Origin of the sequence: Microbulbifer agarilyticus, from assembly GCF_020171345.1 — a bacterium.
Taxonomy (GTDB): Bacteria; Pseudomonadota; Gammaproteobacteria; order Pseudomonadales; family Cellvibrionaceae; genus Microbulbifer; species Microbulbifer agarilyticus_D.
On sequence record NZ_JAIUZM010000002.1, the window covers coordinates 422,005 to 445,844 of the forward strand.

14 protein-coding genes are annotated in these 23,840 nt (G+C 54.5%); 6 read left to right on the plus strand and 8 right to left on the minus strand.

Annotated elements, in window-relative coordinates:
- Positions 1 to 70: 70 nt before the first annotated feature.
- The 3 genes from LCM31_RS08965 to LCM31_RS08975 all read left to right on the plus strand — a co-directional run bounded on the left by LCM31_RS08965 (position 71) and on the right by LCM31_RS08975 (position 6,786).
- Positions 71 to 1,504 (plus strand): arylsulfatase, encoded by a 1,434-nt coding sequence (locus LCM31_RS08965; protein WP_224869294.1) that lies wholly within the window; start codon positions 71 to 73, stop codon positions 1,502 to 1,504.
- Positions 1,497 to 3,995, plus strand: a complete 2,499-nt coding sequence (locus tag LCM31_RS08970) for a glycoside hydrolase family 2 TIM barrel-domain containing protein (RefSeq protein ID WP_224869296.1) — start codon at positions 1,497 to 1,499, stop codon at positions 3,993 to 3,995. Before LCM31_RS08965 ends, LCM31_RS08970 begins: the two co-directional genes overlap by 8 nt.
- A gap of 259 nt (positions 3,996 to 4,254) precedes the next feature.
- Positions 4,255 to 6,786 (plus strand): GH116 family glycosyl-hydrolase, encoded by a 2,532-nt coding sequence (locus LCM31_RS08975; protein ID WP_224869298.1) that lies wholly within the window; start codon positions 4,255 to 4,257, stop codon positions 6,784 to 6,786.
- Positions 6,787 to 6,844: 58 nt separating this feature from the next.
- On the opposite strand, the gene LCM31_RS08980 is transcribed toward LCM31_RS08975, so the two are convergent.
- The 3 genes from LCM31_RS08980 to LCM31_RS08990 all read right to left on the minus strand — a co-directional run bounded on the left by LCM31_RS08980 (position 6,845) and on the right by LCM31_RS08990 (position 10,928).
- Complete coding sequence (locus LCM31_RS08980; RefSeq protein WP_224869300.1) at positions 6,845 to 7,993, minus strand: DUF1501 domain-containing protein; 1,149 nt, start codon at positions 7,991 to 7,993, stop codon at positions 6,845 to 6,847.
- Positions 7,994 to 7,997: 4 nt separating this feature from the next.
- Entirely contained in the window at positions 7,998 to 9,371 is a 1,374-nt protein-coding gene (locus LCM31_RS08985) for a DUF1800 domain-containing protein (RefSeq protein ID WP_224869302.1), read from the minus strand.
- Between the two features lie 87 nt (positions 9,372 to 9,458).
- Positions 9,459 to 10,928 (minus strand): sulfatase-like hydrolase/transferase, encoded by a 1,470-nt coding sequence (locus LCM31_RS08990; RefSeq protein ID WP_224869304.1) that lies wholly within the window; start codon positions 10,926 to 10,928, stop codon positions 9,459 to 9,461.
- 214 nt (positions 10,929 to 11,142) lie between these two features.
- Here LCM31_RS08990 and LCM31_RS08995 point away from each other — a divergent pair, with 214 nt between their 5' ends.
- Positions 11,143 to 14,355 carry a glycoside hydrolase family 2 TIM barrel-domain containing protein gene (locus LCM31_RS08995; RefSeq protein ID WP_224869306.1) on the plus strand — a complete coding sequence of 1,071 codons (3,213 nt, stop codon included), beginning with the start codon at positions 11,143 to 11,145 and terminating at the stop codon, positions 14,353 to 14,355.
- 50 nt (positions 14,356 to 14,405) lie between these two features.
- On the opposite strand, the gene LCM31_RS09000 is transcribed toward LCM31_RS08995, so the two are convergent.
- Both LCM31_RS09000 and LCM31_RS09005 read right to left on the minus strand, forming a co-directional pair.
- A complete protein-coding gene (locus LCM31_RS09000; RefSeq protein WP_224869308.1) occupies positions 14,406 to 15,992 on the minus strand; it encodes a sulfatase family protein in 1,587 nt (528 codons plus the stop codon).
- A gap of 17 nt (positions 15,993 to 16,009) precedes the next feature.
- Positions 16,010 to 17,443: a sulfatase gene (locus LCM31_RS09005; protein ID WP_224869310.1), complete on the minus strand. Its 1,434-nt coding sequence runs from the start codon at positions 17,441 to 17,443 to the stop codon at positions 16,010 to 16,012.
- 292 nt (positions 17,444 to 17,735) lie between these two features.
- Between LCM31_RS09005 and LCM31_RS09010 the strand changes: the two genes are divergently transcribed.
- Positions 17,736 to 19,331: a sodium/sugar symporter gene (locus LCM31_RS09010; protein WP_224869312.1), complete on the plus strand. Its 1,596-nt coding sequence runs from the start codon at positions 17,736 to 17,738 to the stop codon at positions 19,329 to 19,331.
- A gap of 897 nt (positions 19,332 to 20,228) precedes the next feature.
- Here LCM31_RS09010 and LCM31_RS09015 read toward each other — a convergent pair.
- On the minus strand, positions 20,229 to 21,209 hold the full coding sequence (locus LCM31_RS09015; protein WP_224869314.1) for an alpha/beta hydrolase: 981 nt from the start codon (positions 21,207 to 21,209) through the stop codon (positions 20,229 to 20,231).
- Positions 21,210 to 21,379: 170 nt separating this feature from the next.
- On the opposite strand from LCM31_RS09015, the gene LCM31_RS09020 reads away from it, so the two are divergent.
- Positions 21,380 to 22,087 carry a hypothetical protein gene (locus tag LCM31_RS09020; protein WP_224869316.1) on the plus strand — a complete coding sequence of 236 codons (708 nt, stop codon included), beginning with the start codon at positions 21,380 to 21,382 and terminating at the stop codon, positions 22,085 to 22,087.
- Positions 22,088 to 22,130: 43 nt separating this feature from the next.
- Here LCM31_RS09020 and LCM31_RS09025 read toward each other — a convergent pair whose 3' ends face one another.
- Together LCM31_RS09025 and LCM31_RS09030 are read right to left on the minus strand one after the other, a co-directional pair.
- Complete coding sequence (locus tag LCM31_RS09025; protein ID WP_224869318.1) at positions 22,131 to 22,904, minus strand: DUF3108 domain-containing protein; 774 nt, start codon at positions 22,902 to 22,904, stop codon at positions 22,131 to 22,133.
- Between the two features lie 49 nt (positions 22,905 to 22,953).
- Positions 22,954 to 23,838, minus strand: a complete 885-nt coding sequence (locus LCM31_RS09030) for a hypothetical protein (RefSeq protein ID WP_224869320.1) — start codon at positions 23,836 to 23,838, stop codon at positions 22,954 to 22,956.
- Between the last annotated feature and the right edge of the window lie 2 nt (positions 23,839 to 23,840).

A 23,840-nucleotide genomic window follows, 5' to 3' on the forward strand; every position in this document is an offset into this window, starting at 1 on the left:
CGCAGTGAATTCCGTCGGTTTGCTTTCAATGGGCTTGCTTTTAGTGGGGCTAGTCGCCGCGGAGCCGGCCATGGCTAAGGCGGGTGCGCTTGATTCCGCACCGAGTGTGGAAGCTTCCGCGACTGCTGAAATTCGACGCCCTAATATCATCTACATACTGGCGGACGACCTGGGGTATGGCGATCTCGGGGCATACGGGCAACGCAAAATTCAAACTCCGGGTCTGGATAGTCTGGCGGATGAAGGTGTACGTTTTACCCAGCACTATGCGGGTTCCTCGGTATGCGGTCCCTCGCGCGCGAGCTTGCTGACGGGATTGCACAGTGGTCACAGTCCGATTCGCGGGAATCCAGTTTGGACCAACAGTGGTAAGCCGGTGGATCTGAAACCGGACGATATCACTATCGCAGAGATGTTACAGGAGAACGGCTACCACACCGCAGCGATCGGAAAATGGGGTATGTCGGAAAGCCCCGAGCAAGACAACTTGCATTTGCCCTCTATGCCTAACCAGCAGGGGTTTGATTACTTTTACGGGTTGAAGACACACCTGGATGCGCATCACTACTACTGGCATCGCCTGTTCGAAAATAACGAGCCTTTTGAGCTGACTGGCAATGATTACAAGAAGAATGAAGGCGTCTACATACACGATCTATTTACTGAAAAGGCGATCGAATATGTAGAAAAGCAGGACGGGCAGCAGCCTTTCTTCCTGTACCTTTCTTATATGATTCCCCACCTTGCGGTTACCGTGCCAGAAGATTCCAAGCAGCAGTATCTGAAACTGGGTTGGCCGGAACGCAAAATGAATACCGACGGGCATTACCGCAATGACCCCGAAGGCAATACCGCCTATGCGGGTATGGTCTCTCGGATGGACAGAGATATCGCCCGGCTGATGGAAACATTGCAGAAGAAGGGTATTGATCAAAATACGCTGGTGATTTTTACCAGCGATAATGGCCACGAATACGACACCGGTTTTTTTGATAGTAACGGACCTCTCCGCGGTAAGAAGCGCGACCTTTATGAAGGCGGAATCCGTGTGCCATTTATCGCCAAGTGGCCGGCTCAGATTACCCCCGGAACCGAGTCAGACCATGTTTCCGCTTTCTGGGACATGATGCCAACCTTTTGTGAATTTGCCGAGGCAGAGTCTTGTCCATCGAACGATGGTGTGTCCATGCGTAAGGCTCTGTTCGGTGTGCAGGGCCAAGCACAGCACAGTCACTTGTACTGGGAATTTAATGAGCGCGAGGGCCCAATTCAGGCCGTGCGACAAGGTGATTGGAAACTGATCAAAAAGTATCGCAAGCCACTGGAACTTTATAACCTCGCCGAAGATGTGTCGGAAGCCAATAATCTGGCGACGAGTAAGCCTGAACTGGCAGAACAGTTGTCGCAGTTGGCCGATGCGTCCCGAACCTATCACCCGGAATTTACCCTGCGGAAGCTTCCCAATCCTTACAAGAAAAAGAAGGTGGAAAATAACAATGATTAAGAAGGTTGGTGGATTCCTCCTTTTTGCCTTGATCGCGGTTGGCTGTAGCGCAAAGACGGAAGGCGTTGCTGGTTTGTCAGGCAAGGTGAGTTTTAACGAAGGGTGGCGATTCGCGAAAGGGCGAGAGCCCGCCGCTGCACAGATAGACTTTGACGATAAGTCTTGGCGCCAGCTGAATCTCCCGCATGACTGGGCCATCGAAGGGCCGTTTTCCAAGAAATACAGCGCCCGCAACGGTGGCTTGCCGGTTTTCGGGAATGCCTGGTATCGGAAGTCGTTTGTGCTGCCTGAAGAAAGTGCGGGAAAACGGGTACTGGTGACCTTTGATGGCGTGATGGCCAACAGTGCGGTGTATGTAAATGGTGCACTTGTTGGCGAGCGCCCTTTCGGTTACATCGGGTTTCAGTACGATATTACCGACCATCTCGTAGCGCCCGGAAAACGCAATGTGATCGCGGTGTCCGTGGCTCCGGAAAACTATGCCGCGCGCTGGTATCCGGGGGCGGGGATTTATCGCAATACCTGGATTGAAATGAAAAATCCGGTATATATCGAACAGTGGGCTACCAAAGTAACCACTCCAGAAATCACGCAAGAGCAGGCAAAGGTGCAGGTGTCGACGCAGGTGGTGAACCATGCTGCAGACAAGACACTCACCCTGCAGGTGGAAGTACAGGACCACAATGGTCACATTGTGGCTGAGGATTCGCAGGGCTTTCGCAGTGCTGCCGGTGAGCATTCCGCCACTCAAGCTGAGTTGACCATTCCTAACCCTCGCCGCTGGGATACCAGCGACCCTTACCGCTACCGTGTGGTGACCCGCGTGTTGGATGGCGAAAAGGTCATTGACACGGATGTGCAGCCTCTCGGTGTCCGCACCATTGAATACAAGGCAGATGATGGCTTTTGGTTAAATGGAAGGCGGGTGCAAATTCAAGGGGTTTGCCTGCACCATGACAATGGTCCCTTGGGGGCTGTGGCCAATTCCCGAGCGATTGAGCGCAAGCTCGAAATTATGCAAGACATGGGTGTGAATTCCGTACGTACTGCGCACAACCCGCCATCGCCGGAGTTGGTTGAGCTTGCTGACCGCATGGGAATATTGCTACAGGTTGAGGCATTTGATACCTGGGGAATTCCCAAGCACACCGTAGTAAACGGGTACCACAAGCACTTCCCCGAGTGGTCCGAGCGTGACCTTACGGATATGGTGAAAATTCACCGCAACAATCCGTCGGTGATTATGTGGAGCATTGGTAACGAGATCTACGAGCAGAAGAAGGACGATGGCTGGAAGGAAGCCAAGCGCCTGACTGAGATTGTTCGCAAGGCGGATCCGACCCGGCTGGTGACCGCCGGACTGAGTGATTACCCGAACTTTGTCAAAAGTGGCATTGCGGATGAACTTGATATCGTAGGCCTGAACTACAAGGCCACTGAATATGCAGATATCACCGAACGCTATAAAGGCAAGCCGGTGCTGGGCACGGAAACATCCTCAGTAGTGAGCACACGTGGTGAATACCATTTCCCGGTTGAACCATTGGAAAAGCACCCTTCAAAATACGTAAGCAGTTACGATAACTATGCTCCGTACTGGGCGTATATTCCGGATATCGAGTGGGAGAACCTGGCCGAAAACCCGCAAATAATGGGCGAGTATATCTGGACGGGTTTTGACTATCTGGGAGAGCCAACACCGTACGGTGGCCGCGACCACGGTAACAAATTCTACTGGAACCAGGACTGGCCTGCCCGCAGTTCCTCATTTGGTGCGGTCGACCTCGTTGGCCTGCCAAAGGACCGGTTTTACCTGTACCAGAGCCAGTGGACGAGTAAGCCGATGGTGCACGTGCTGCCGCACTGGAACTGGCAAGGGAAGGTAGGAGATGTGATCCCGGTAATCGCCTATACAAATGCGGAAGAGGTAGAGTTGTTTGTCAATGGCGAATCTCAGGGGAAGAAAGTTAAAGGGATTCACAAGGTCCGTATGCCGGTGGACCTGCGTTACCGCAAGGAAGTGGAATACTTCGACTCGCCTTATCGCTTGCAGTGGGATGTTGCCTATGCACCAGGCAACATTGAGGTGGTTGCTTATCGCGGCGGAGAAGAAGTGGCTCGCAAGCAGGTGTTTACTGCTGGTGTGCCCGCACAAGTCAAACTGACAACGGATCGCACAGAAATTTCAGCAGATGGTTACGACCTTGCCTATGTCACTGCAGAAGTTCTGGATAAGGACGGTCATTTGGTGCCCGATGCCGATAACCTGATTCACTTCAACGTGGATGGGGCTGCGGAAATCGCGGCGGTGGGGAATGGCGATTCTGCCACGACTGAGCCGTTTGTCGCGGACTATCGACGCGCTTTCAATGGCAAAGCCGTAGTGATTATCCGTAGTAAAAAAGGTGAGGCCGGCACGGCGATTATCGGTGGTTATAGTAAGGGAATAGAAGTTTTACCAATCAAAGTAACTACTAATCTGGACCCATGAAATGGCATGTTCTTTCAAGAATAAAAATAATTGTAATGAAAAAGAACTGAGTAAAACGCACGCACCCGATCCCGGATGTTGTTCTTCCGGTGTCAATCGGCGGCAGGTTTTGAAAGGCCTGAGTGCTGGTATGGCGACCCTATCAGGCGCGTTCACTATGCCAGTCATGGCTGGCCCGTTTTTGAGCTCCAGAGGGGCCGCTTCAACTGCGGAAGCTAATGGCCCAATCCCACTCGATAAGAAACTCGCGGCTGAATGGGTGAGCTCTCTGTATGAGCGAGGTAAGGCGACGACCTATCATGGCTGGGAGCAGCTCCAATACATTGGCATGCCGGTGGGAGGTATTGGATCCGGCACCGTGTACATTGGCGGCGATGGAAAGTTATGGGTTTGGGACATTTTCAATGAAGCGCATGAAGGTGTGGTGCCCCAACTCTACGAGCACCCGACCTTGCGTAATGAGCATGGCTGTAAGGAGATCAAGGAGCGCAATGGTGCCAACTATATCAGCCCGCCGGCGCAGATCAGCCCATGGCACTTCGACCAGGGCTTTGCAGTTACTGTCACCCAGGATGGGGAAACCGTAAGGCGCACTCTCGATCGCAATGGCTTTGAAGACATCACTTTTACCGGTCAGGCTCCTATTGCACAGATTCAGTATCGGGACCCGGCAATAGGTTTGGGTGTTGAGCTGGAGGCGATGACAGCATTTATCCCACTGGATACTGATCGATCCAGTTATCCCGCCACGATTATGCGCTATCGCTTCCGTAATCACAGTGACCGCGAGATGGCGATTACTGCAGATGCCTGGTCGGTAAACCCGTCACTGCAAGGTAGGGCGGCACAGCATGGTGCGCGGTTGGTGAACACGGAGTATACCGATCATGCCGGGGCAGGTTTTTTTGCCGGCTGCGAGGCCGTGGATCCAGACAACCAAAGCGCGCTCGAGCAATTGGCCGACTACGGTTCGTTTTCCCTGTTTTGTGTCGCAAGCGAGGGTGCCAGCACGACGGTAACGGTGGTGCAGCCTGTAAAAGAGGGCGGCAAGCAGTTGGCACAGGTCGCGAACACGATCGCCACAAACCGTAGGCTATCACCGGGTGAGACAGCGGAAGTCACGTTTATTGTGGCCTGGCACTTCCCTAACCAAAAAGCGCTGTATAAAGATCAGCAGGATGAACTTAAACGTTGGTATGCGAGCAAGTTCCACGATGCCCGTGCAGTGGCGCTGGAAGTAGGGCAGTCTCTGGAAGAGCTCACAGGCCTGACCCGGCTGTGGCGTGATACCTGGTATGACAGTACGCTGCCGCACTGGCTGCTAGAGCGCAGCATTATTCCGACCAATGCGTTGCAAACCAATACCACCTATCGATTGGATAATGGTCGCTTCTGGGCCTGGGAGGGCGTGGGTTGCTGCGCTGGTACCTGTACCCATGTATGGCATTACGCACAAGCGGTAGGGCGTCTGTTTCCAGACCTGGAGCGGGACCTGCGTGAGCGCACGGACTATGGCCTTGGTTTCCAGGAAAACGGCGCTATTTTGTTTCGTGGAGAGTACGGCAGTAAAGATGCCTCGGATGGCCAGGCCGGGGTCATCCTGCGCACCCTGCGGGAGCACCAGATGAGTCCCGGTAGCGGATTTTTGCAACGGGTGTGGCCGAATACGAAAAAGGCTTTGCAATACCTGATCGCGCAGGATGCCAGAGATGGTATCCCCGACGGCATTCCGACCGGCGAACAGCACAACACTTTGGACGCTGAGTGGTACGGAAAAATTCCGGTGATCAGCTCGCTGTATATTGCCGCGCTGCGGGCCGGCGAGGAAATGGCCCGGGTAATGGGGGATACTGCGTTTGCTGGTGAGTGCCGTAATATTGCCGCCCGTGGTCGGGAAAATATTCTCTCCCTGTATCGCAAAGACTATGGCTTTTTCGTACAGGAAATAGATCCGAATCATGCGGATGCCATCGCCATTGGCGACGGTTGCTACATCGACCAGGTCATCGGCCAGTGGTGGGCATATCAGCTGGGCCTCGGACGCCTTTACGACGGCGCCACCATCCGCAAGGCACTCTCCAGCCTTTGGGATTACAACTTCTGTCCCGACATGGGTGTGTTGCGGGACTCTATCACGAACCCCCGGGCAAAGGGCCGTACCTATGCGCTGGCCGGCGAGGCGGGGCTGGTCATGTGTACCTGGCCGGAAGGTGGCCGCAAGGATAACTGGGAGGAGTACTGGCAGTATGGCTACTTCAATGAGTGCATGACCGGCTTTGAGTATCAGGTGGCCGGACACATGATCTGGGAAAGCGACGAACAAAGTGCGTTACTGACCAAGGGGCTGGCGATCACCCGTGCGGTTCACGACCGCTACCATGCCAGCAAGCGCAACCCGTACAACGAAATCGAGTGCTCCGATCACTACGCCCGTGCGATGGCCTCCTATGGGGTGTTTTTGGCGGCCTGTGGGTTTGAGTATGATGGCCCGTCACAGCATCTGGGGTTCAAGCCGCGGCTGACCGCCAACGGGGACTTCAAGTCGGCATTTACCGCGGCGGAAGGCTGGGGCAGCTTCGCGCAAACGGACAATCGTATTGAACTGAAATTGCACTATGGCGAATTATCACTGAAAACCCTGTCGATTAGGCGGGGCGAGATCGCAGTGCCATCGAAACTGGAAACGTCTCGCGGTATGGCAATGGTGAGTCAATCCGGCAAGGACATCACCCTGGCCTTTGACGAACCACTGCAGTTGGCGGCCGGCGAGACTCTGAGTCTGGTGCTGTAAACGCTAGAGGTCGGTAGGGGGGCGTATCGGTTTGTTTATCGCTTACGGCCCTCTAGAACTATACTGGTCTTCGACGAGTAATTATTTCTCCCCGCGCTTGAGCGGTAGGGAATATATGTGCCAGTTGCGTGCTGTTCAGTTTCCAGTGTTGTTCCAGAGTGTCGACAAGCCAATCATAGACATTCGACGTTGGTTGCAGGTCCCTGTTTTCGAATAGCTGCTTTGATTTAAGGCCGGGCCATTGCCCAAGTATACGGCCGCCATCGACAGCGCCGCCGGCCAGGAACATCGCACTGCCGGTGCCGTGGTCCGTTCCCTCGGTACCGTTTTCCCGTACGGTGCGCCCAAACTCCGTGGAAACCGCAATAACGGTGTTGTCCCACTCAGGCCCCAGGACTTGTTTGAGAGCTGCCAATCCCTTATCCAACTCGGCCAATTTTGTATTCAGTCTTGGCGCCTGCCGATTATGTGTGTCCCAGCCGTCCAGCTCCAATAGGGCGCAGTCCAGTGTGGTGTCCGCTAGCATCAGCTTGGCGCAGGCCTGTGCCAACTCTGGAAATGCGCCAGGGCGGGATGAATCCATTTGCCCGGCGGCCGAGGCTTTCATTTTCAGCCCCTTTTCGAAGTTGTTGGCCAGCGCTGGTTCGTACTGATAGAGGTCGAGGATCGATTGGTAGATCTCTTCACCAGACCCGTCCATACGACTCGGGAACCAGTTTGTGGTGCGATTGCTGCCGCGCATAGCGATGGGGATAGAGCGCGAAATCGCAATACCGGATTTTCCCTTGTTCTCTAAAGCGCGCGCAATCCACCCCGAATCGTGTTCGATTTTACCGAGTCCACTCTCCATGAAGTCCTGGCCGTCGAAGTGCGAGCGGCCATCGTAGCCGGTAGAAACGGCTACAACCGGTAGCAGCTCTTTCTGTCCATACCACTGGTGCAGGTTCTTGAGCGCAGGGTGCAGTGCGAAGCCATTGCTAATGGGCAGCAGGTCTTCCTTGATACCTCCAAAAAGTTTTGGCCTGTGGCGTTCCAGCTCGGTTTCGAATGTGGGTACCAGTGTGTGCAGGGAATCCAGCGCACCGCGTAATATCACCCAGATAAACTTGGGGTTGCTCTTGCTCGGCTTAAGAGGGTTACCCAGTGTCGCGGATGAGAGCAGGGCAAGTGATGCACCCCCGAGCGCCAGAAATTTTCTTCTTTCCATGAGGTTATCTCCTTTGGAACTCGGGGCTCATGAGTAGCATTGCCAGGGCCGCCTGTTTACTTTCCGCGCGCAAAATACTTTTTCTGGTCAGCTCGCTGATGTGGTCACCAAACAGCTGATTGAGCAGCTGATTAACCGCGGGTACGCGCTCCTGCCACCGCTGTGCGAATTTAATGGACCAGTCTGCCCGCGCGGTTAATAGAGAGGGGGAGAGCCAGTTCTCTGCAGTATCTTCGTAACCTGCGGGAGAGCCGGCCTGAAACGGCGCCTGCCCTAATTCCGTCAGAGAAAATTGTGCCATCTGCGGGTCGAGAGTTTGCATATCCGCAGCCCGTAAAGCGGAGATAAAAAACTCCCGTGGAGTTTTGAATTTTTGTGGTGTGTTGCTCCAGGACTCTTCTGCATCAATCAGGGTGTACATCACCGCCAGAATGTCTCCGTCGGTATTGAGCCACGTTTGCTGCAATTTGTTTACAAGGCTAGCGGGTGGCGCATCGCTGATAAAGTGCCGTGCCAGCTTGAGGCTGAGATAGCGTGCGGTACTTGGATGTGTGGCGAGGTATTTCAGGATTTTCTCACCTTGTGATACGTCGGATTGGTGAAATGATCGTCCCATCACACGGCGGCTACCCGGTTCGTGCATTGCCGAGCGAAACATAAAGCCGTTGGCGTTACCGTCCCGCTGTGTTGCCAGGCTCCAGCCGGTGATGGCTTTGGAGAGTTCCAATACGTCAGATTGGGTATAGCCACCGTCGACGCCGAGGGTGTGTAGTTCAAGGATCTCACGCGCCAGGTTTTCGTTCAGTCCTTTGTCGCGTCGCCGTCCGATTCGGGAGTTAGGGCCGATGGAACGCATATTGTCCAGATAAACAATCATTGCCGGGTGCTGGGAAACGGCAATCAGCAGGTCCTCAAACTTCCCGGTAAGGTTTGGCGCAATGACCTCGCGTTCCAGCGTTGGGGCCAGGGCTTTCATTGGCGCATTGACAGCGCTGACGGAGAAGTGATTGGAAAAGAAGTCCAGAAGGCGCCAGTTGATGCTCTGGTGGGCAGCAGCGGCACGCTGAATGACATTGTTGTTGTACGTATTTTGGCTTCTATTGAATGACTTTCTCAGTGATCTGAGTTTTTTCTTATGCGCCGACGCGCCGTCATTGCTTTGGGATTTTTTGGCACCTTCCAGAGATTTCCGATAGTCGGCTACGCTGCGCAGCATATCGGTGGAAGAGGGGAGGTTGTCGTCAAATGCGAGGGGAGAAAGCTGTTGCTTTAGCCATTGTTTTGGCGTTTTCCCTGTTTCTGCGATGGGGTTTCGCAGGTCTCCAGGGGTTACGCCCATGCCGAATCGCGTGAGCGCTATGTATTCTTCTTTTGTCATAACATCCCCAGTGTTTTATTGGGCAATGTCAGCCCTATGGCATTATGGAGTGCCTAATACCATAGGGCATTTGTTGTCGAGAGTGCGTTAATTTTTGTTAACTTTGTTTTTGTTTACGTTATTTTCGCTGCGCTTTTGTTTAACGTATTGGCGCTGGGCCTTCTGATTTTCTTTCTTGGCGATAATCAGTCCTTTGAAGGCCGGTTTGGTCGCCATTTCGCTCTCCCATTGGGCCATTTCATCCCGTTGGGCATTGAACTGCTCACCCTCTTGTTTGCTCAGGTTGTTCTTTTCCGACAGATCCTCACCGAGATCGTACAGGTGCCGGGTATCGCTTTTTTTGAACAGGATTGCCTTGGAGTCCGCACGGCGGCTGGCAACAATACCCTTGTCAAAGTTTCGCCAGAACAGGGCTTCATGTGGTTGGCCGGTTATCTCGCCATTGAGGTATGGGAGGAGGTCGACACCATCCAGCGGTTTTTCGGCATTGATGGGGGCGCTGGTGACCGATGCGATGGTCGCCATAATATCGAGTGAGCTCACCGGGTTTGTGTAGGTGATCCCGGCAGGTACCTGATTCGGCCAACGCATGGCGAAAGGTACGTGGATGCCACCTTCGAAGTAGTCACCCTTGGCACCGCGGAGCGGACCATTATTGGAGCCGTTTTTGGTTACCGGGCCGCCATTGTCGGAAAGGAAGAAGACTAGGGTGTTGTCGTCGATACCTTCCTGTTCCAGGGTCTTGAGAATTGCGCCCACACCGTCATCGACCGCGGAGATCATCGCGGCATAGGTGCGGCGTTTTCCCTTCGGAATATGCTGGTTGCGCTCCAGGTATTCCTGAGTGGCCTGCAGCGGGGCGTGGGGGGCGTTGTAGGCTAGGTACAGGAAGAAGGGGTTGTCCTTTTCGCGCTTGATAAAGTCCACTGCTTCCGCAGACAGGGCATCGGTCAGGTATTCCTTCATCTCCACGGTTTTATCGTTTCTCAGCAATTTGGTGCGGTACCAGGAGAGCCAGGTTTTTTTCGGGTTTTCCTGCGAGAGACCTTCCTCCAGATCTTCGTAGATCAAATCTTCCGGGAAGTAGCGATGGCCGCCTGACAGGAAGCCGTAGAAGTGATCGAAACCGCGGCTGTTCGGGTGCAGTTTGGGGTGCGTACCCATGTGCCATTTGCCGATGATGCTGGAGGTATAACCCAGTGGCTGCAGCACTTCGGAGATCATTTTTTCATCAAGGGGGACGCCCGCGTTCAGATCGGTCGGGTCCATATGGGGGTTGCGGTCAAAGCCGAAACGCCCCTGGTAGCGACCGGTCAGTAGCCCAGCACGGCTGGGACCACATACGGCATAGGTGACGTAGCCATTGGTGAACTGGGTGCCTTCATACGCAATGCGGTCGATATTCGGGGTACGAATGTCTTTGCTACCGGTAAAGCCTGTATCCGCGTAGCCCTGATCGTCGGTCAGGATAACGATAAAGTTCGGTTTGTCGGATGCCGGTGAGGTGGTGCAGGCCATCAAAGTAGCGAGGCCAAGGATCGCAGTGAGTTTTTTCATGTTTTACAGGCTCTAACGGGCGTTTTTGGCACTATAAATCAAAAATGGTATCGTTCCCATAAATTTATGAGGTGGTCCCATGTACGCGACTAAGTGAACAGCTATGTGAACGATATCGTGCCATGGGGGCGCTGGTTAACCTGCTGATCGGGGGGGGGCACGACGAGTGCCGTGTCCGGTTCGCATTTGTGTAGGGCTGACAATGAAAAGAACAATGACAAACTGGCTCGCTAGCGCGACCACAGTGCTCGTGGCGCTTGCGCCGGCGATATCTGCAGAGGAATACGCGCAGCAAGCAAGCGCGCTCGATTGGGAGAATCCTGAGGTAATTGGTATCAATAAGGAGCCCGGCCACGCGTATATGCGCCCGTATGCGGACCCAGGCAAGGCAAGTGAAGGCGGCGCTTCTTCTCGTATCCAGTCGCTGAACGGCAAATGGAAGTTTCACTGGGTTGGTCACCCGGACAAGCGCCCGGTGAATTTCTATGACCCGGCGTATGACGTCAATGACTGGAACCTGGTGGATGTGCCCGGCAACTGGCAGACCCAGGGCTACGGGCGCCCAATCTATACCAACCACCCATATCCGTTTGCCAAAGACCAGCCGCGGGTGATGACCGAGCCCCCTGAGCATTACACCAACTATTACGACCGCAACCCAGTCGGCAGCTACAAGCACCGTTTTTTTGTGGGAGAGGGGTTGCAGGGCAAGGAAATTTTTATCGAATTCCAGGGGGTAAAGTCGGCCTTCTATCTGTGGGTGAATGGCACCAAGGTCGGGTACAGCCAGGGCAGTATGACGCCGGCGGAATTCAACATTACGGAATATCTGGTTGACGGCGCGAATGACCTGGCTGTTGAGGTGTATCGGTGGTCCGATGGCAGCTATCTGGAAGGTCAGGACATGTGGCGGTTCAGTGGAATTTTCCGCGATGTGAACCTGGTCGCCCGGCCCAAGGTGTATCTGCAGGATTTCCTGCTGGATACCGCGCTAAAAAATCATTACCAGAGCGGTACATTGCACGTTGACTATCAGCTTGCTGCGGCGCAAAAGGGGGAGGTTCCGCAGGGTGCCCGGCTACAGGTTGAATTGTTTGGCCCCGATAACAAGCTGCTCGCAACTGCACAATCCGAAAGCGGTAGTGCGCCGAGTGGGCGGATTTCGTTTGATCTGGACTCGGTAGACCTGTGGAGTGCTGAATCGCCCATCTTGTACCCCCTGTTACTGTCGGTACTGGATGCCGAGGGTCGGGTGCTCGAGACTGTGCCCTGGTCGTTCGGCTTTCGTGAGACCAAAGTGGAAGACAGTCAGTTCTGGGTCAATGGAAAATCGATCAAGATCAAGGGTGTAAACCGCCACGAGCACCATCCCCGCATGGGGCGTCATGTTGACCTTGCGACCATGGAAAAAGACATCCAACTGATCAAGCAGGGCAACTTCAACCTGGTGCGCACCAGTCACTATCCCAACGACCACCGTTGGTACGCGTTAGCGAACGAGTACGGACTCTACGTGCTTGATGACGCGAACCAGGAAAGCCACGGTTACAAAACCCGCAATAAAATACTGGGGGATAACCCGAGCTGGGAAAAAGCCCATGTGGATCGCGCCACCTCCATGGTGCACACCAACAAAAACTACACGTCCGTGGTGATCTGGTCCCTGGGTAATGAGGGGGGGGCCGGAGCCAATTTCCGGGCGATGCGTCAAGCGGTATTGGATATAGACCAGAGTCGGCCCATTCTCTCGGATACCGATGTATCGGTGTCGGACTTCCTTGAGCGCAGCTATCGCACGGTCGAGTCGGTGCAGGAGCAGCTGGAAAAGGCCCGGGCGCTCGGAAAACCCTATATTCAGCGGGAATTCGCCCACGCCATGGGGAATTCACTGGGGAATTATCAGGAGCATTGGGACACCATTTATGCCAATGATGACTACGTAGGTGGTGCTATTTGGGACTGGGTAGATCAGGGGCTTGCGCGGGTAAAGAACACGGCGATGGTGAGCTATGGGGAGGAGCCGCAGGCGCTCTCAATTAATCCGCAACGTGAAGTCTGGGCGTATGGCGGTGACTTTGGGGATAAACCGACGGATGCGGAGTTCCTGCTAAACGGTATCGTGTCACCGGATCGCAAGCCTTACCCGAGCTATTTCGAGGCGAAAAAAGTCCAGCAAAATATCTGGTTTACTCAGACCGATGAGCCGCTTTCCATTGAAGTATCAAACCGTTTTGATTTCACTAACTTGAATGCCTACGAACTGCGCTGGCAGGTCAAGGACCAGCGGCGGGTACTGGATAGTGGCGAGTTCAGCATGGATGTGGCACCGGGCGAGTCGGGGTTGTTTGATATCCCCTACGTGCACGAAGGTCGCACGGAAGGAGAGGTGCTACTTGAGCTTTCTGCGCATACGCGGCAAACGTCTCTTTGGGCGGAACGCGGGTTTGAAATTGCCTACGAGCAGTTTGTTTTGTCTGCTTTCCCCTTTGTTGAGGATTTGCAGCCTGCCGGCCGCAAGGTCCGGCTGCAGGAGCAAAGTGATGAATACGCTATTTCCGCAGGCGACACGCGACTGGCCATCGACAGGCAAAGTGGTGAATTAACTAGTTTCCGGTTTGATGGGCGGGAATTGCTCGCGCAACCGCTGGCTCCCTATTTCTGGAAGCCGGTGAACAATAATCAGTCGAAAAACCGCTTTGTAGAGCGCATGGCGCCGTGGATGCATGCGGCGGCCTATCGTCAGGTGCACTCGGTGACCGCTAAGCAGCTGCAGAATGATTTGTTGCAGGTGACCGTGGAGGCGCGCCTGTTGGCCAATAATGCCCGCTACTCCACGGTCTATACGGTAAACGGGGCAGGAGAGTTACTGGTCGATGCACTCTATCAGCCGGACCCGGAGCGCACGCAGCATAAATTCATGCCCAAGTTCGGGGTGAAATTGGGGTTGGACCGTGCGCTATCCACTATCGACTGGTATGGCCGCGGTCCGTTCGAAAACTATCCTGACCGAAAAACTGCTGCCCGTATCGGTCAGTATTCGGCAACGCTGGATTCTTTCCAGGTGGGCTATATTTCTGCTACCGATAGCAGCAACCGCAGTGATGTGCGCAGTGCGCGCTTCTCGGATCGGGACACTGTGTTGGAAATCTCCGGTCTCCAGCCGTTTAACTTCCGTGCCTGGCCTTACGAGGAATCGGATCTCTATTCGGTCAACGACCCTGATGATAAGTTTTCCGAGTCGGCCAGAATTCGCCGCAAGCACTACTACGATTTGCCGTCGCGGGACGCGATTACGGTGAATCTGGATTTAGAAATTCATGGTGTGGGCGGGGATAATAGCTGGGGGGGGAAGACGATGGAGAAGTACCACGTACGTGCAGACCGCCCATATCGCTTCCGTTTTGTGATTAAGGCCGGAGACGCTTGATCGCGTCCCGGCCTCCGGGCCTGGGTACTTTGATGTGAAATTGTTGCTGGTCAGTTCATCTGGCGAATTTGCTGCAGGCGCGCCTGCAGTTGCTCCACAACCTCGGGGAATTGATCAGCCACATCGTTTTGTTCGTGTACGTCTTTACTCAGATCAAACAGCTGTGGCTGAGCCTGCAAGCCGTTTTCAATGGCGGTCTTGTTGGCGAGCCAGTCCGGGGTGGTGCCGGTAAAGGGTTCGATGAACTTCCATTTGCCGGAGCGCAGTGAAACGGTAAAGGACTCCTCCAGCATTTCGTCTCGTCCCGACTTGCGGCTGTCGAGCAGGGCATCCAGCAGGTTTACGCTGTCGATCGCTTCACCATCTGCCAGATCCACGGAAACCAACTCGGCCAGAGATCGATACAGATCGATATGGCTGACCAGTGCGCTGCTCTCTCCGCCCTGTACCAGGCCGTTGGGGTAGGTGACGATCATGGGTACGCGGGTGCCCGCTTCATAGGCGCTGTACTTGCCCCCGCGGAAGCCTCCGGCAGGGTCGTGTTCACCACGCAATTCTTCCGCCTGGTCGGCATAGCCGTCGTCCATTACCGGACCGTTATCGCTGGAGAATACGATTAGGGTGTTGTCGTAAACGCCGGCTTCTTTCAATGCGTCGACGATGCGTCCGGTCATCCAGTCCACCTGCAAAATGGCATCGCCACGGGGCCCCATGCCTGATTTTCCGGCAAACAGTTCATTGGGTACACGTGGCACGTGGATGTCGTGGAAGGGGAAGTACAACAGGAACGGTTGGGCTTTGGCGTCTTGAATAAATTCGATCGCCTTGTCGGTAAAGACGCTTGGGAATTCCTCGTCCACCCACTCTGCGGAGTGACCACCGGCCATCCAGCCAATGCGGCTAATGCCATTCACGATAGTGCGGCTGTGTTGCAAATCCGCCTGTTGCTTGAGGAGTTCTGGGGACTCGGTGCCAACCGGGCGCTCGCCGATACGCTCATCGTAACTGATGGTAATGGGGTCGTCTGGGTCCAGATTTACCACGTGGTGATTTTCCAGATACACCGTAGGTACCCGGTCGCCGGTTGCCGGCATCAGGAAACTGTAGTCAAAGCCCAGTTCCAGTGGGCCGGGTTTTACTGCGGTGTTCCAGTCCACATAGCCTCGTCCGAGCCCTAGGTGCCATTTGCCCACCACCGCGGTTTTGTAGCCGGCTTTTTGCATCATTTTCGGTAGCGTTGGGATTGCCGGGTCAATAATAAGCGGGGCATCGCCGGGCAGGATGGCAGCGTTGTTGCGGAATGCATATTGCCCGGTGAGCAAGCTGTAGCGCGAAGGCGTACAAGTGGCCGCGGAGCTGTGCGCATCCGTATAGCGAATACCGTCTGTGGCCAACGCGTCGATATTTGGCGTTTGTGTGGCGGTCATACCGTAGCTGCTGAGATCGCCATAGCCCAGGTCATCGACGTAGAAAATCACCACGTTGGGCTTTTGGGGTTGCGTCGCTTTCGCAGTGTCTTGCGCATCAGTCGGGGTATTGCTATTTGCTGCGGTGCTGTTGCCGTCGAAGCAGCCCGCGAGTCCAAAACAAAATATACCTAGGGCAAGTTTTCCCAGTAGTGAGGGGCTTGTCATCATTATTCTTCTCGGTTGTTTTACTCGGGTTTGTTCCAGACCGCCTGATGCAGGTGCGCGTCAAACTGATCCATCAGGTTCGAAAACTGTTTGTCACCGGATAGGTTTTGCCATTCGCCGGGATCCGCTTCCAGGTCATACAGGCGGCGGCTGCCATCCGACATTTTTGTATACCGGTATTTCTCGGTGATCACGCCATAGTGTCCCTTGGCACTGGTGAAGGCCATGCTGTTCCATTGCGCAGTTTCGCCGCGCAGTAGCGGAACAAGGCTGTTGCCATGTAATTTAAGGTGTTCCGGTTGTCCGATACCGGCGAGCTCCAGCAGGGTTGGGTAGAGGTCGATATTCTGCACAACTTGGCTGGATACCGTGCCGCCCTGGAAGCCCGGAGCCTTGATTAGCAGTGGGCTGCGCAGGGAAATATGGAACGGGGTGTTTTTTCGCCACAAACCCTGATCGGTTAAGTGATAACCGTGGTCACCCCAGGCAACAATGATGGTGTTTTCATACAGACCTTCGTCTTTCAGGGTTTGAATGATCTTACCCATTTGGGCGTCGGCAAAACTGGTGCTCGCCATGTAGCCGCGAATCAGTTTCTTGGCTGTGGCGTCATCGACACCTTCGTTCCAGCCGTGATCGCGGGTTTTACTTTTGTAGGTGGCCATGTCGAAGGCATCTTTGGCCCCTTCGGGGAAGTCTGCCAGTTTGCCGGCGTCATCCGGGTAAAGGTCAAAGTATTTCTTTGGGGCCACCCACGGCATGTGCGGGCGGGAAAACCCAGCTGCAATCATGAAGGGCTTGGACTTGTCACGTTTGTGCTTCAGGAATTCAATAACGTCGACAGCCACCTTGCCGTCATTCAGCAGGGTGTCCGGGCCATCGACGGCGGCGTACATCAGGGCGCCCGGGCCGGCTCCTCTTTTTTTGTAGTCTGCTATCTGGTCGGCGCGGCCACCCATCTCAACGATCTTCGGGAGAATAGTGGGTCCGCCATCTCTAACTTCTCCCCAAAAATCCCCTGCAATGTGCCAGGCACTTTTGTCACCACCGGGCACACTGCCGTGGTAGAGCTTACCGCGCGTTGCGGTCCAATAGCCGTGCTGTTTCAGCACCCGTGGCCATGTGTCCTGCTTGGCGATCAGCTTGGGGTGTTTGTTTTCTCTGCGGGGGCTCTCTTGCAGGTCAAAACGGATTCCCGTCAGCATGGACGCCCTGGATGGGTTGCAAAGTGGGTAGGACACATAGGCGCGGTCGAACCGCATTGCGTCCTGCGCCAGTGCATCCAGATTGGGGGTGATGGGTTCGGCTTCGCCGTAGGCGCCGATCAGGGGGCGTAAATCATCAAAGGCGACGAATAGTACATTGGGCGGCTGGGGGTTTGCCGAAGTGGCCCCGGCACTCATGCAGGTCATCAGGCCGAAGAGCAGCAGGGATGTGAGCGCGAGTTTATTCATAGTTATCTTGGGGGTTGTGGTTGGGTGGGGAGTTCGCGGGAGACCAGGATTCCATGGCGAGCAGTCTATTGGTGCTTCCATGCGACACATGTTGTGGTAACGTTATCATTCAGCACTATTCAGGGAAAGTTCTATTGGGAAAGCGTTTACATTGATACACTTTTTGCTGTCAAAATGGCGAATATGGTGGTAACGTTACCATTTGCTGTTTCGAGCCTTGAAGGTTGGCGTCTGGTCGCGCTTCCTCGGCAGATCAAGACAATAAATAAAACGTAAACTAGTGGTGATCGAGATGAAACTTGATACATTGGACGTGGCGGTATTCATCGCCTATGTCACGGGGTTGCTCGTACTGGCCCTATGGATTTCCCGCGAAAACAAAGTTGGGGGCAAAGACACCAAGGATTACTTCTTGGCCGGTAAGGCACTGCCCTGGTGGGCAATTGGTGCCTCTTTGATTGCCTCGAATATTTCCGCGGAACAGATTATCGGCATGTCCGGCTCCGGTTATGCCATTGGTCTGGCCATTGCCTCTTATGAGTGGATGGCAGCGATCACCCTGATCATTGTCGGCAAATATATGCTGCCGATTTTCCTCAAGAACAATATCTACACCATGCCGCAGTATCTCGAGCAGCGTTACGATGCGCGGGTGAAAACAATCCTCGCGCTTTTCTGGCTGGGTGTGTATGTATTCGTCAATCTGACTGCTGTTTTGTGGCTGGGTGGCCTGGCCATTGAGACCGTTGCTGGTGTCGATTGGATGTACGGCATGATCTTCCTTGCGCTGTTCTCCGTCGGTTACTCTTTATACGGCGGCCTTAAAGCGGTGGCCTACACCGATATTCTGCAGGTAGTACTGCTGGTATTTGGTGGCTTGCTGTTGAGCTATCTGGCCCTGGAAGCGGTTGGTGATGGTGCCGGCGTACTGGCGGGCTTCGGTATCCTGACGCAGGAAGCTTCCGGTCATTTCGATATGATCCTGAGCCCGGAAAATGAACACTACATGAGCCTGCCGGGTATCTCCGTACTGATCGGTGGCCTGTGGGTGATGAACTTCAGTTACTGGGGCTTCAACCAGTACATTATTCAGCGTGCACTGGCGGCAAAAAATGTTCAGGAAGCTCAGAAGGGCATTGCTTTTGCTGCGTATCTGAAGCTGCTGATGCCTCTGATCGTGGTACTGCCGGGTATTGCTGCCGTTATCCTGTATCCGAAGCTGTCTGTCGCGGATCAGGCTTATCCGTCCATGATGTCGTTGATGCCGGTAGGCATTAAAGGGTTGGTGTTCGCGGCACTGGTGGCTGCTATTGTTTCCTCACTGGCGTCCATGAGTAACAGTATTTCTACCATCTTCACCATGGATATCTATGCGAAGCTGAAGCCAGGCAAGTCCCAGAGCCACTATGTACGCACTGGGCGGATCACTACTTTGGTGGCGCTGGCGATTGCGCTTGTCGTCGCCGAACCACTGCTGGGGCAGTTTGATCAGGCCTTCCAGTACATTCAGGAATTCACCGGCTTCTTTACCCCGGGGATCGTGGTGATCTTCATGATGGGTATGTTCTGGTCCCGCGCTAATTCCGCCGGTGCTATTACCGCGGCGATTGGTTCCGCAGCACTGTCTGTGGCACTTAAGGTACTGTGGCCGGAACTGCCATTTATGGACCGCGTGGGTATTGTGTTCCTGATGTGTCTGGCACTGTGTGTGATTGTCTCTCTGGCGACCGAGTCTTCCCGAGAGGGTGCTGGCCCTGAAGGTGTGGATGTGAATGCCGGAGGCAGTGTGGGTGTTGCGGGAATCAGTCTGGATACCGAGCGCAGCTTTAATGTGGCAGCGGCTGGTGTCGTACTGATCCTGGTGGCGCTTTACGCGACTTGGTGGTAATCGAACCTGATAAGAGATTTGTTTTCTCGTCGACTGGTTATGTCACCGTAAGGTGTGTGCCAGATTTTTGTGGCCCCCTCTGAAAGGAAGGGGCCTTTTTTGCATTCGAGGCTGTTGACATATTGCTACTGCGCCGCTTAACCATCAATCAATGCGCCTAAACTTTACACTCCAGCTTTAGCGATAAATAGGCCTGAATTGAATACTGATATTCTTGGCTGTTCTCCACCCGTAGAGCCTTTTTCGCATTTCTTTACTTTAGAGCACGGCGTAATAACGCAATAGCGCAGGGCATATGCAATGAGCAGATTCGGAACTTTTCCCCGTCCGCGATCGGATTTTCGATCACTGCCTTCCTGCAAAGCCGTACCCATTTTGGGTACCTATACTCTCAATGCTTTCGACTCAAGCCCTGTATGTGAATTCTCGCGTATCAGTTCTTCTTTATCATCGTTTTTCCCCAAGGCTTGGACATATGGCCGAGCGATTTGGACTGCTGACACTGATTGTTCTTGGTGAAGGTTTATTCAAGTTGGTTGTCACTCTGGCACAGAGGGGGATAGATAAGGTTCCTGTGATTTTCTGGTGAAAATCATCATTGGTGGAATCCCGATCTTCGTTATGTGTTGGATCTACTTTGACTTTGTGGGGAATGGCAAAGCCAGAGATAGTAAGTTAGCTACTTTGGTGAAATGGTGGCTTTCTCATCTAGTTTTGATGATCTGAGGTGTGATGGTTGGTGTGGCCCTTGGTGCGGAAATGAAGGTGGATTTTGGGGAGTCGTACCCAAGGAAATATGCTGCGATCGCTCGCTTTGGCCTTGCAGGCTGCATTGCGATGCTTTGGGCGCTTCAAAACGTGATTGTATCTTGCCTCAAGCGTCGATTACTTTCTGACTCATTTACTGATCAGTTTACTAATGTCCGGAAGGTTGGATTTACTCAATTCGCGGTAAGTTTGTTGTGCTTCTTGATCGCCACAGAGGCGGCCTTTCAGGAAGCTGCAGATGGCGAGGCCTATGGCTTCACGCGCGTTATTGACTGCTGTCGGAGTGTCGATATAACCCCGTCCGCAGGTTTCATCTGCTGGTGTGCAAATGGCAAAGTGATTGGCGTCGTTGAGCAGAAGCAGTGTGTTATTGCCATCATTTTGTGGCACGGCTTTTTCAAAGGTTTGCTCGATGCGCGCGGTTGCACCGGGAGCCGCATCACCGTAGTGGTGAGCACTGTGGGCGATGCAGCCGTCCTGTTCACCCCCCATTAGCAGTAGTGGCAAGTTGGGCGGGAAAGGTAGCAGGGTTTCTGCTGGCCAGCCGAGGGCCGTGGAAACGCCGGTGTGGGCGCCATAGGTAAACACTGCGCGGAGCGATGGAAACCAGTCCTGGTTGGCGTTAAGCAACGCCAGGGTGCCGCCAGCACTGTGGCCGCCAAATGCCAGTCGTGTCAGGTCAAGTTTTTCTGCCAGCAAACTATCACTGTTGAGCCGCTCCAGCATTTCCAGAATAGGTAGGGCCGCCTGGGCCGATGGGGTGGTGCCGAACTTCTCTGGTGTGAGTGCTTCCAGGTCGATGCCCGGCGTTACCGCTCGCGAGCCGTAGCTGGCTTCTGAAACCAGTTGGTAGGTTACGGTCACGATCCCTAAGGGTGCCAGCGCTTCCGCCAGCCAGCGGTACCCGGCAGAATCCGTATTCATACCGTGGAACAGGATCAGCACCGGATAAGGCGCGAAGCTTTCGTCCGCCGGGATCAGGCCGGTATCCTGTTCGTTTGCTGAGCCGCTATATTGAGCCGGGTAGTAAATTCGGGCGATACCCGTATCGTAGGGAGGCTGCAAAGACTCGATTTTGAACGCATCGAAAATGCAGCGAGTCATATACATGGAAGGCAGCCTCAAAAAATCTAGATTTGAGATTAGCTGCCCACTTTGTTGTGGGGATTGATTTTTGTCAATTCGCGGGAACCTGAGTTGGGGTATCCATGATCTGAACTTGCCGCGGGCACGTACTCTGCGAGCAATCCTGACCTAAACCTTTATTGAAGGTAAACAGCGTGAAAGCACCTCTTTTTCTGATGTTTGTTGGCCTCGTTTATGGAGCCTCTATCGATGCGTATGCGAAAGAGGGCGGCACCTATCCCCTGGTAACCGATGACGCTTTCTGTGCGCGGGTGCAGCAGTTTATCGCCGGTACAGACCTGGCCGTAGAGAATGTCCTGTATGGGGAGGGCAGTTACTGGACGACCTTTAAAAAATCCAAACCACTGGCGCAGCCGCTGACAACGCATCAGTACGCGGGTTATCAGCTCGCCAATGGTGAATCCGCAGACTTCCCGGTTTCCATTGCCTGCAAGATGAAAACGGCCGAGCGCATTCTCACGGCGCAGCCGGTTAGCGAAAACTTTACTATCGCGGAAGAAGATCGCGCGTGTCACGACTGGCAGGCGCACATGCTGGATGATGTTTATCAGGTGCTGGCAGAGCGGGGTGAGGCGATTGCAGTGCCGCGGGAGCGTATTGCGGCGGATGATGAGGAGAGTGTGTCTATCGGCCCGTTTTGGCTGCGTCCTGAAATTTATCAGGTGGCCTACAGTGACGGGGATACCTTAAAGCTGCGCATCAAGGGTTTGCACGTGGAGTACCGCCGTTTTATGCCGGTTCCCGACAGCTTTATGGGCACACACTATTGCACCATGATCGCACCGGAATATCTGGTCAAGTTGGTTCGGGGGGAAGTGAAAGCACCGGCGCTGCAAGAGTAGCGCCGGTTCAACGTCGCGGTGGGGCACGTCAGCGCGGAAGTGCTCAGGCAGGGGTTTCCACCGTGGGTTTGCTTGCTTCGGTTTTGCCGTCCTGCGCGGCAAAGTAGTCGAGCTCGGCAAGCTCGTAATGGGTCTGCATATAACCGCCCACCTCTGCACGTAGCAGAATATAGTCATCATCTGCCGTCACCCAAACGTTGTACGGCGGGTGCTCTTCGGGTAGGTCGGCTGCGGTATCGGTTACCTGAAAATGTCGCGCGTGAAAAGTACCTGCCTCGACAGTGATTTCGGTTTCCCCTACATACACCAACGAAAATCCCATCTTGAACAGCATTGGGCCGGTTGCGCCGCGATGATCCGGGGATGACAGCATCATGTTTGGGAAGTGTTGCTTGCCGGGCCCCTGGGACAGGTCGTAAAGGCGCATCAGCAGGCCGTCGCCGGCAATCGGGTGGCACTGCATCCACTGTACGGGTGCCTCTAGTTCCATGCGTTGGGTGATGCGTCCATCGCGCTGGTTGAAGGTTTCGCACTCCGCCAGTTTATCGGTGAAGCGGAACCAGCCGGTGCCCTCAAATTTGTCGCCAACGGTCAGCCGCACCGAGCAATCGAGCGGGGCGGAATCGCTGTGGCGGAGTGCCTGCACGATATCGCGGGTAACGCTGGGCGCGTCGTCAATTTCACAGTGCGCTTGCAGCACATCCGTGCCATCGGCCTGCTGAGTGATGCTGAAGTACTCGCGGCCGCGTTCTTCACCAAAGCGCTCGGGCTTGTGGCTGGTGTAGCGAATACGTCCTCGGATGCTGCGGTAGGGCATGAGCTTCTCTTGTTACTTATTTTTTATGTTGTGCTTCAGTGCTGGTGGGTCAGCGTTCTATCAACTCAATTCTTTCACCGTCATATCCATACACAGTACAGCTTCGGCGCCCGTTGTACGGTGCCTGCCGGTGCTGGTATGTGGTGAACTGTTGCGGAATTTGGTCGATGTAAAAAGTCACCATTGCGATACCGCCACCCAGCGTCTGCGTGCTTTTGATGGGAGTAGTGAGCTGTTCCAGCTGATCAATTTCGATCAGGCTGCTGTCCGCCAGTTGCAGGGTGGCAAGTGGGTGTTGGCTTTCCATCGGCAGCCCGCGTAGCTGGTTGATGACCGTTACGCGTGTATCGAACGAAAGGCCACTGTGCTCGGCAAGAGATTCGTAGCCGGCCAGTGATTCGGACCGGTTGCTGCTGGCCAGTACCGGAATAAAGAGATGGTCGACTGCGCAGCTGGCGGTTGGCAGCTGGAAGGGCGGTACCTCACCAGAGATTTGCGTGAGATACAGCAGTTCCCCGTTTGCTCCCTGGACCTGTACCGCACGGATCTTATCGCTCAGTTCCAGGTTCGCGACCGGACGCAACTGCTCAAAGGAAGATCCTTCCAAGGTTTCTGCCAGACTGTCCACGTCCTCTACAAGTATCTCCATCGCCATCCAGCCAGCGCGTTGCAGGGGCTTGGCTGGCTCTGCGCCTGCATCGTCGACGATACGCAGCCACGCACGGCCGTTAGCATTTCTAAGTACCCAGTAGGTCGCTCCCGCGAGTCCCGCGCACTGCCACTGCTCGGCCATGGACTCAGTGAGCGTATCGCTCGCTAGCACATGGCAGTGCAGGTGGCTGCAATAGTCGTCGACCAGGCGCGCCGCGTCACTGCTCGCGAGGGTGGCCAGGCTGCATGGGCCCAATGCTGGCGTGGAGGTAGTGTCAGTCATTA

Bases quoted from the DNA above. Each gene is read 5' to 3' on its own strand.
- LCM31_RS08965 (WP_224869294.1), top strand. From the start codon at position 71: ATGGCTAAGGCGGGTGCGCTTGATTCCGCACCGAGTGTGGAAGCTTCC.
- LCM31_RS08970 (WP_224869296.1), top strand. From the start codon at position 1,497: ATGATTAAGAAGGTTGGTGGATTCCTCCTTTTTGCCTTGATCGCGGTT.
- LCM31_RS08980 (WP_224869300.1), bottom strand. From the start codon at position 7,993: ATGGAAAGAAGAAAATTTCTGGCGCTCGGGGGTGCATCACTTGCCCTG.
- LCM31_RS08985 (WP_224869302.1), bottom strand. From the start codon at position 9,371: ATGACAAAAGAAGAATACATAGCGCTCACGCGATTCGGCATGGGCGTA.
- LCM31_RS08990 (WP_224869304.1), bottom strand. From the start codon at position 10,928: ATGAAAAAACTCACTGCGATCCTTGGCCTCGCTACTTTGATGGCCTGC.
- LCM31_RS08995 (WP_224869306.1), top strand. From the start codon at position 11,143: ATGACAAACTGGCTCGCTAGCGCGACCACAGTGCTCGTGGCGCTTGCG.
- LCM31_RS09000 (WP_224869308.1), bottom strand. From the start codon at position 15,992: ATGATGACAAGCCCCTCACTACTGGGAAAACTTGCCCTAGGTATATTT.
- LCM31_RS09005 (WP_224869310.1), bottom strand. From the start codon at position 17,443: ATGAATAAACTCGCGCTCACATCCCTGCTGCTCTTCGGCCTGATGACC.
- LCM31_RS09010 (WP_224869312.1), top strand. From the start codon at position 17,736: ATGAAACTTGATACATTGGACGTGGCGGTATTCATCGCCTATGTCACG.
- LCM31_RS09015 (WP_224869314.1), bottom strand. From the start codon at position 21,209: ATGTATATGACTCGCTGCATTTTCGATGCGTTCAAAATCGAGTCTTTG.
- LCM31_RS09025 (WP_224869318.1), bottom strand. From the start codon at position 22,904: ATGCCCTACCGCAGCATCCGAGGACGTATTCGCTACACCAGCCACAAG.
- LCM31_RS09030 (WP_224869320.1), bottom strand. From the start codon at position 23,838: ATGACTGACACTACCTCCACGCCAGCATTGGGCCCATGCAGCCTGGCC.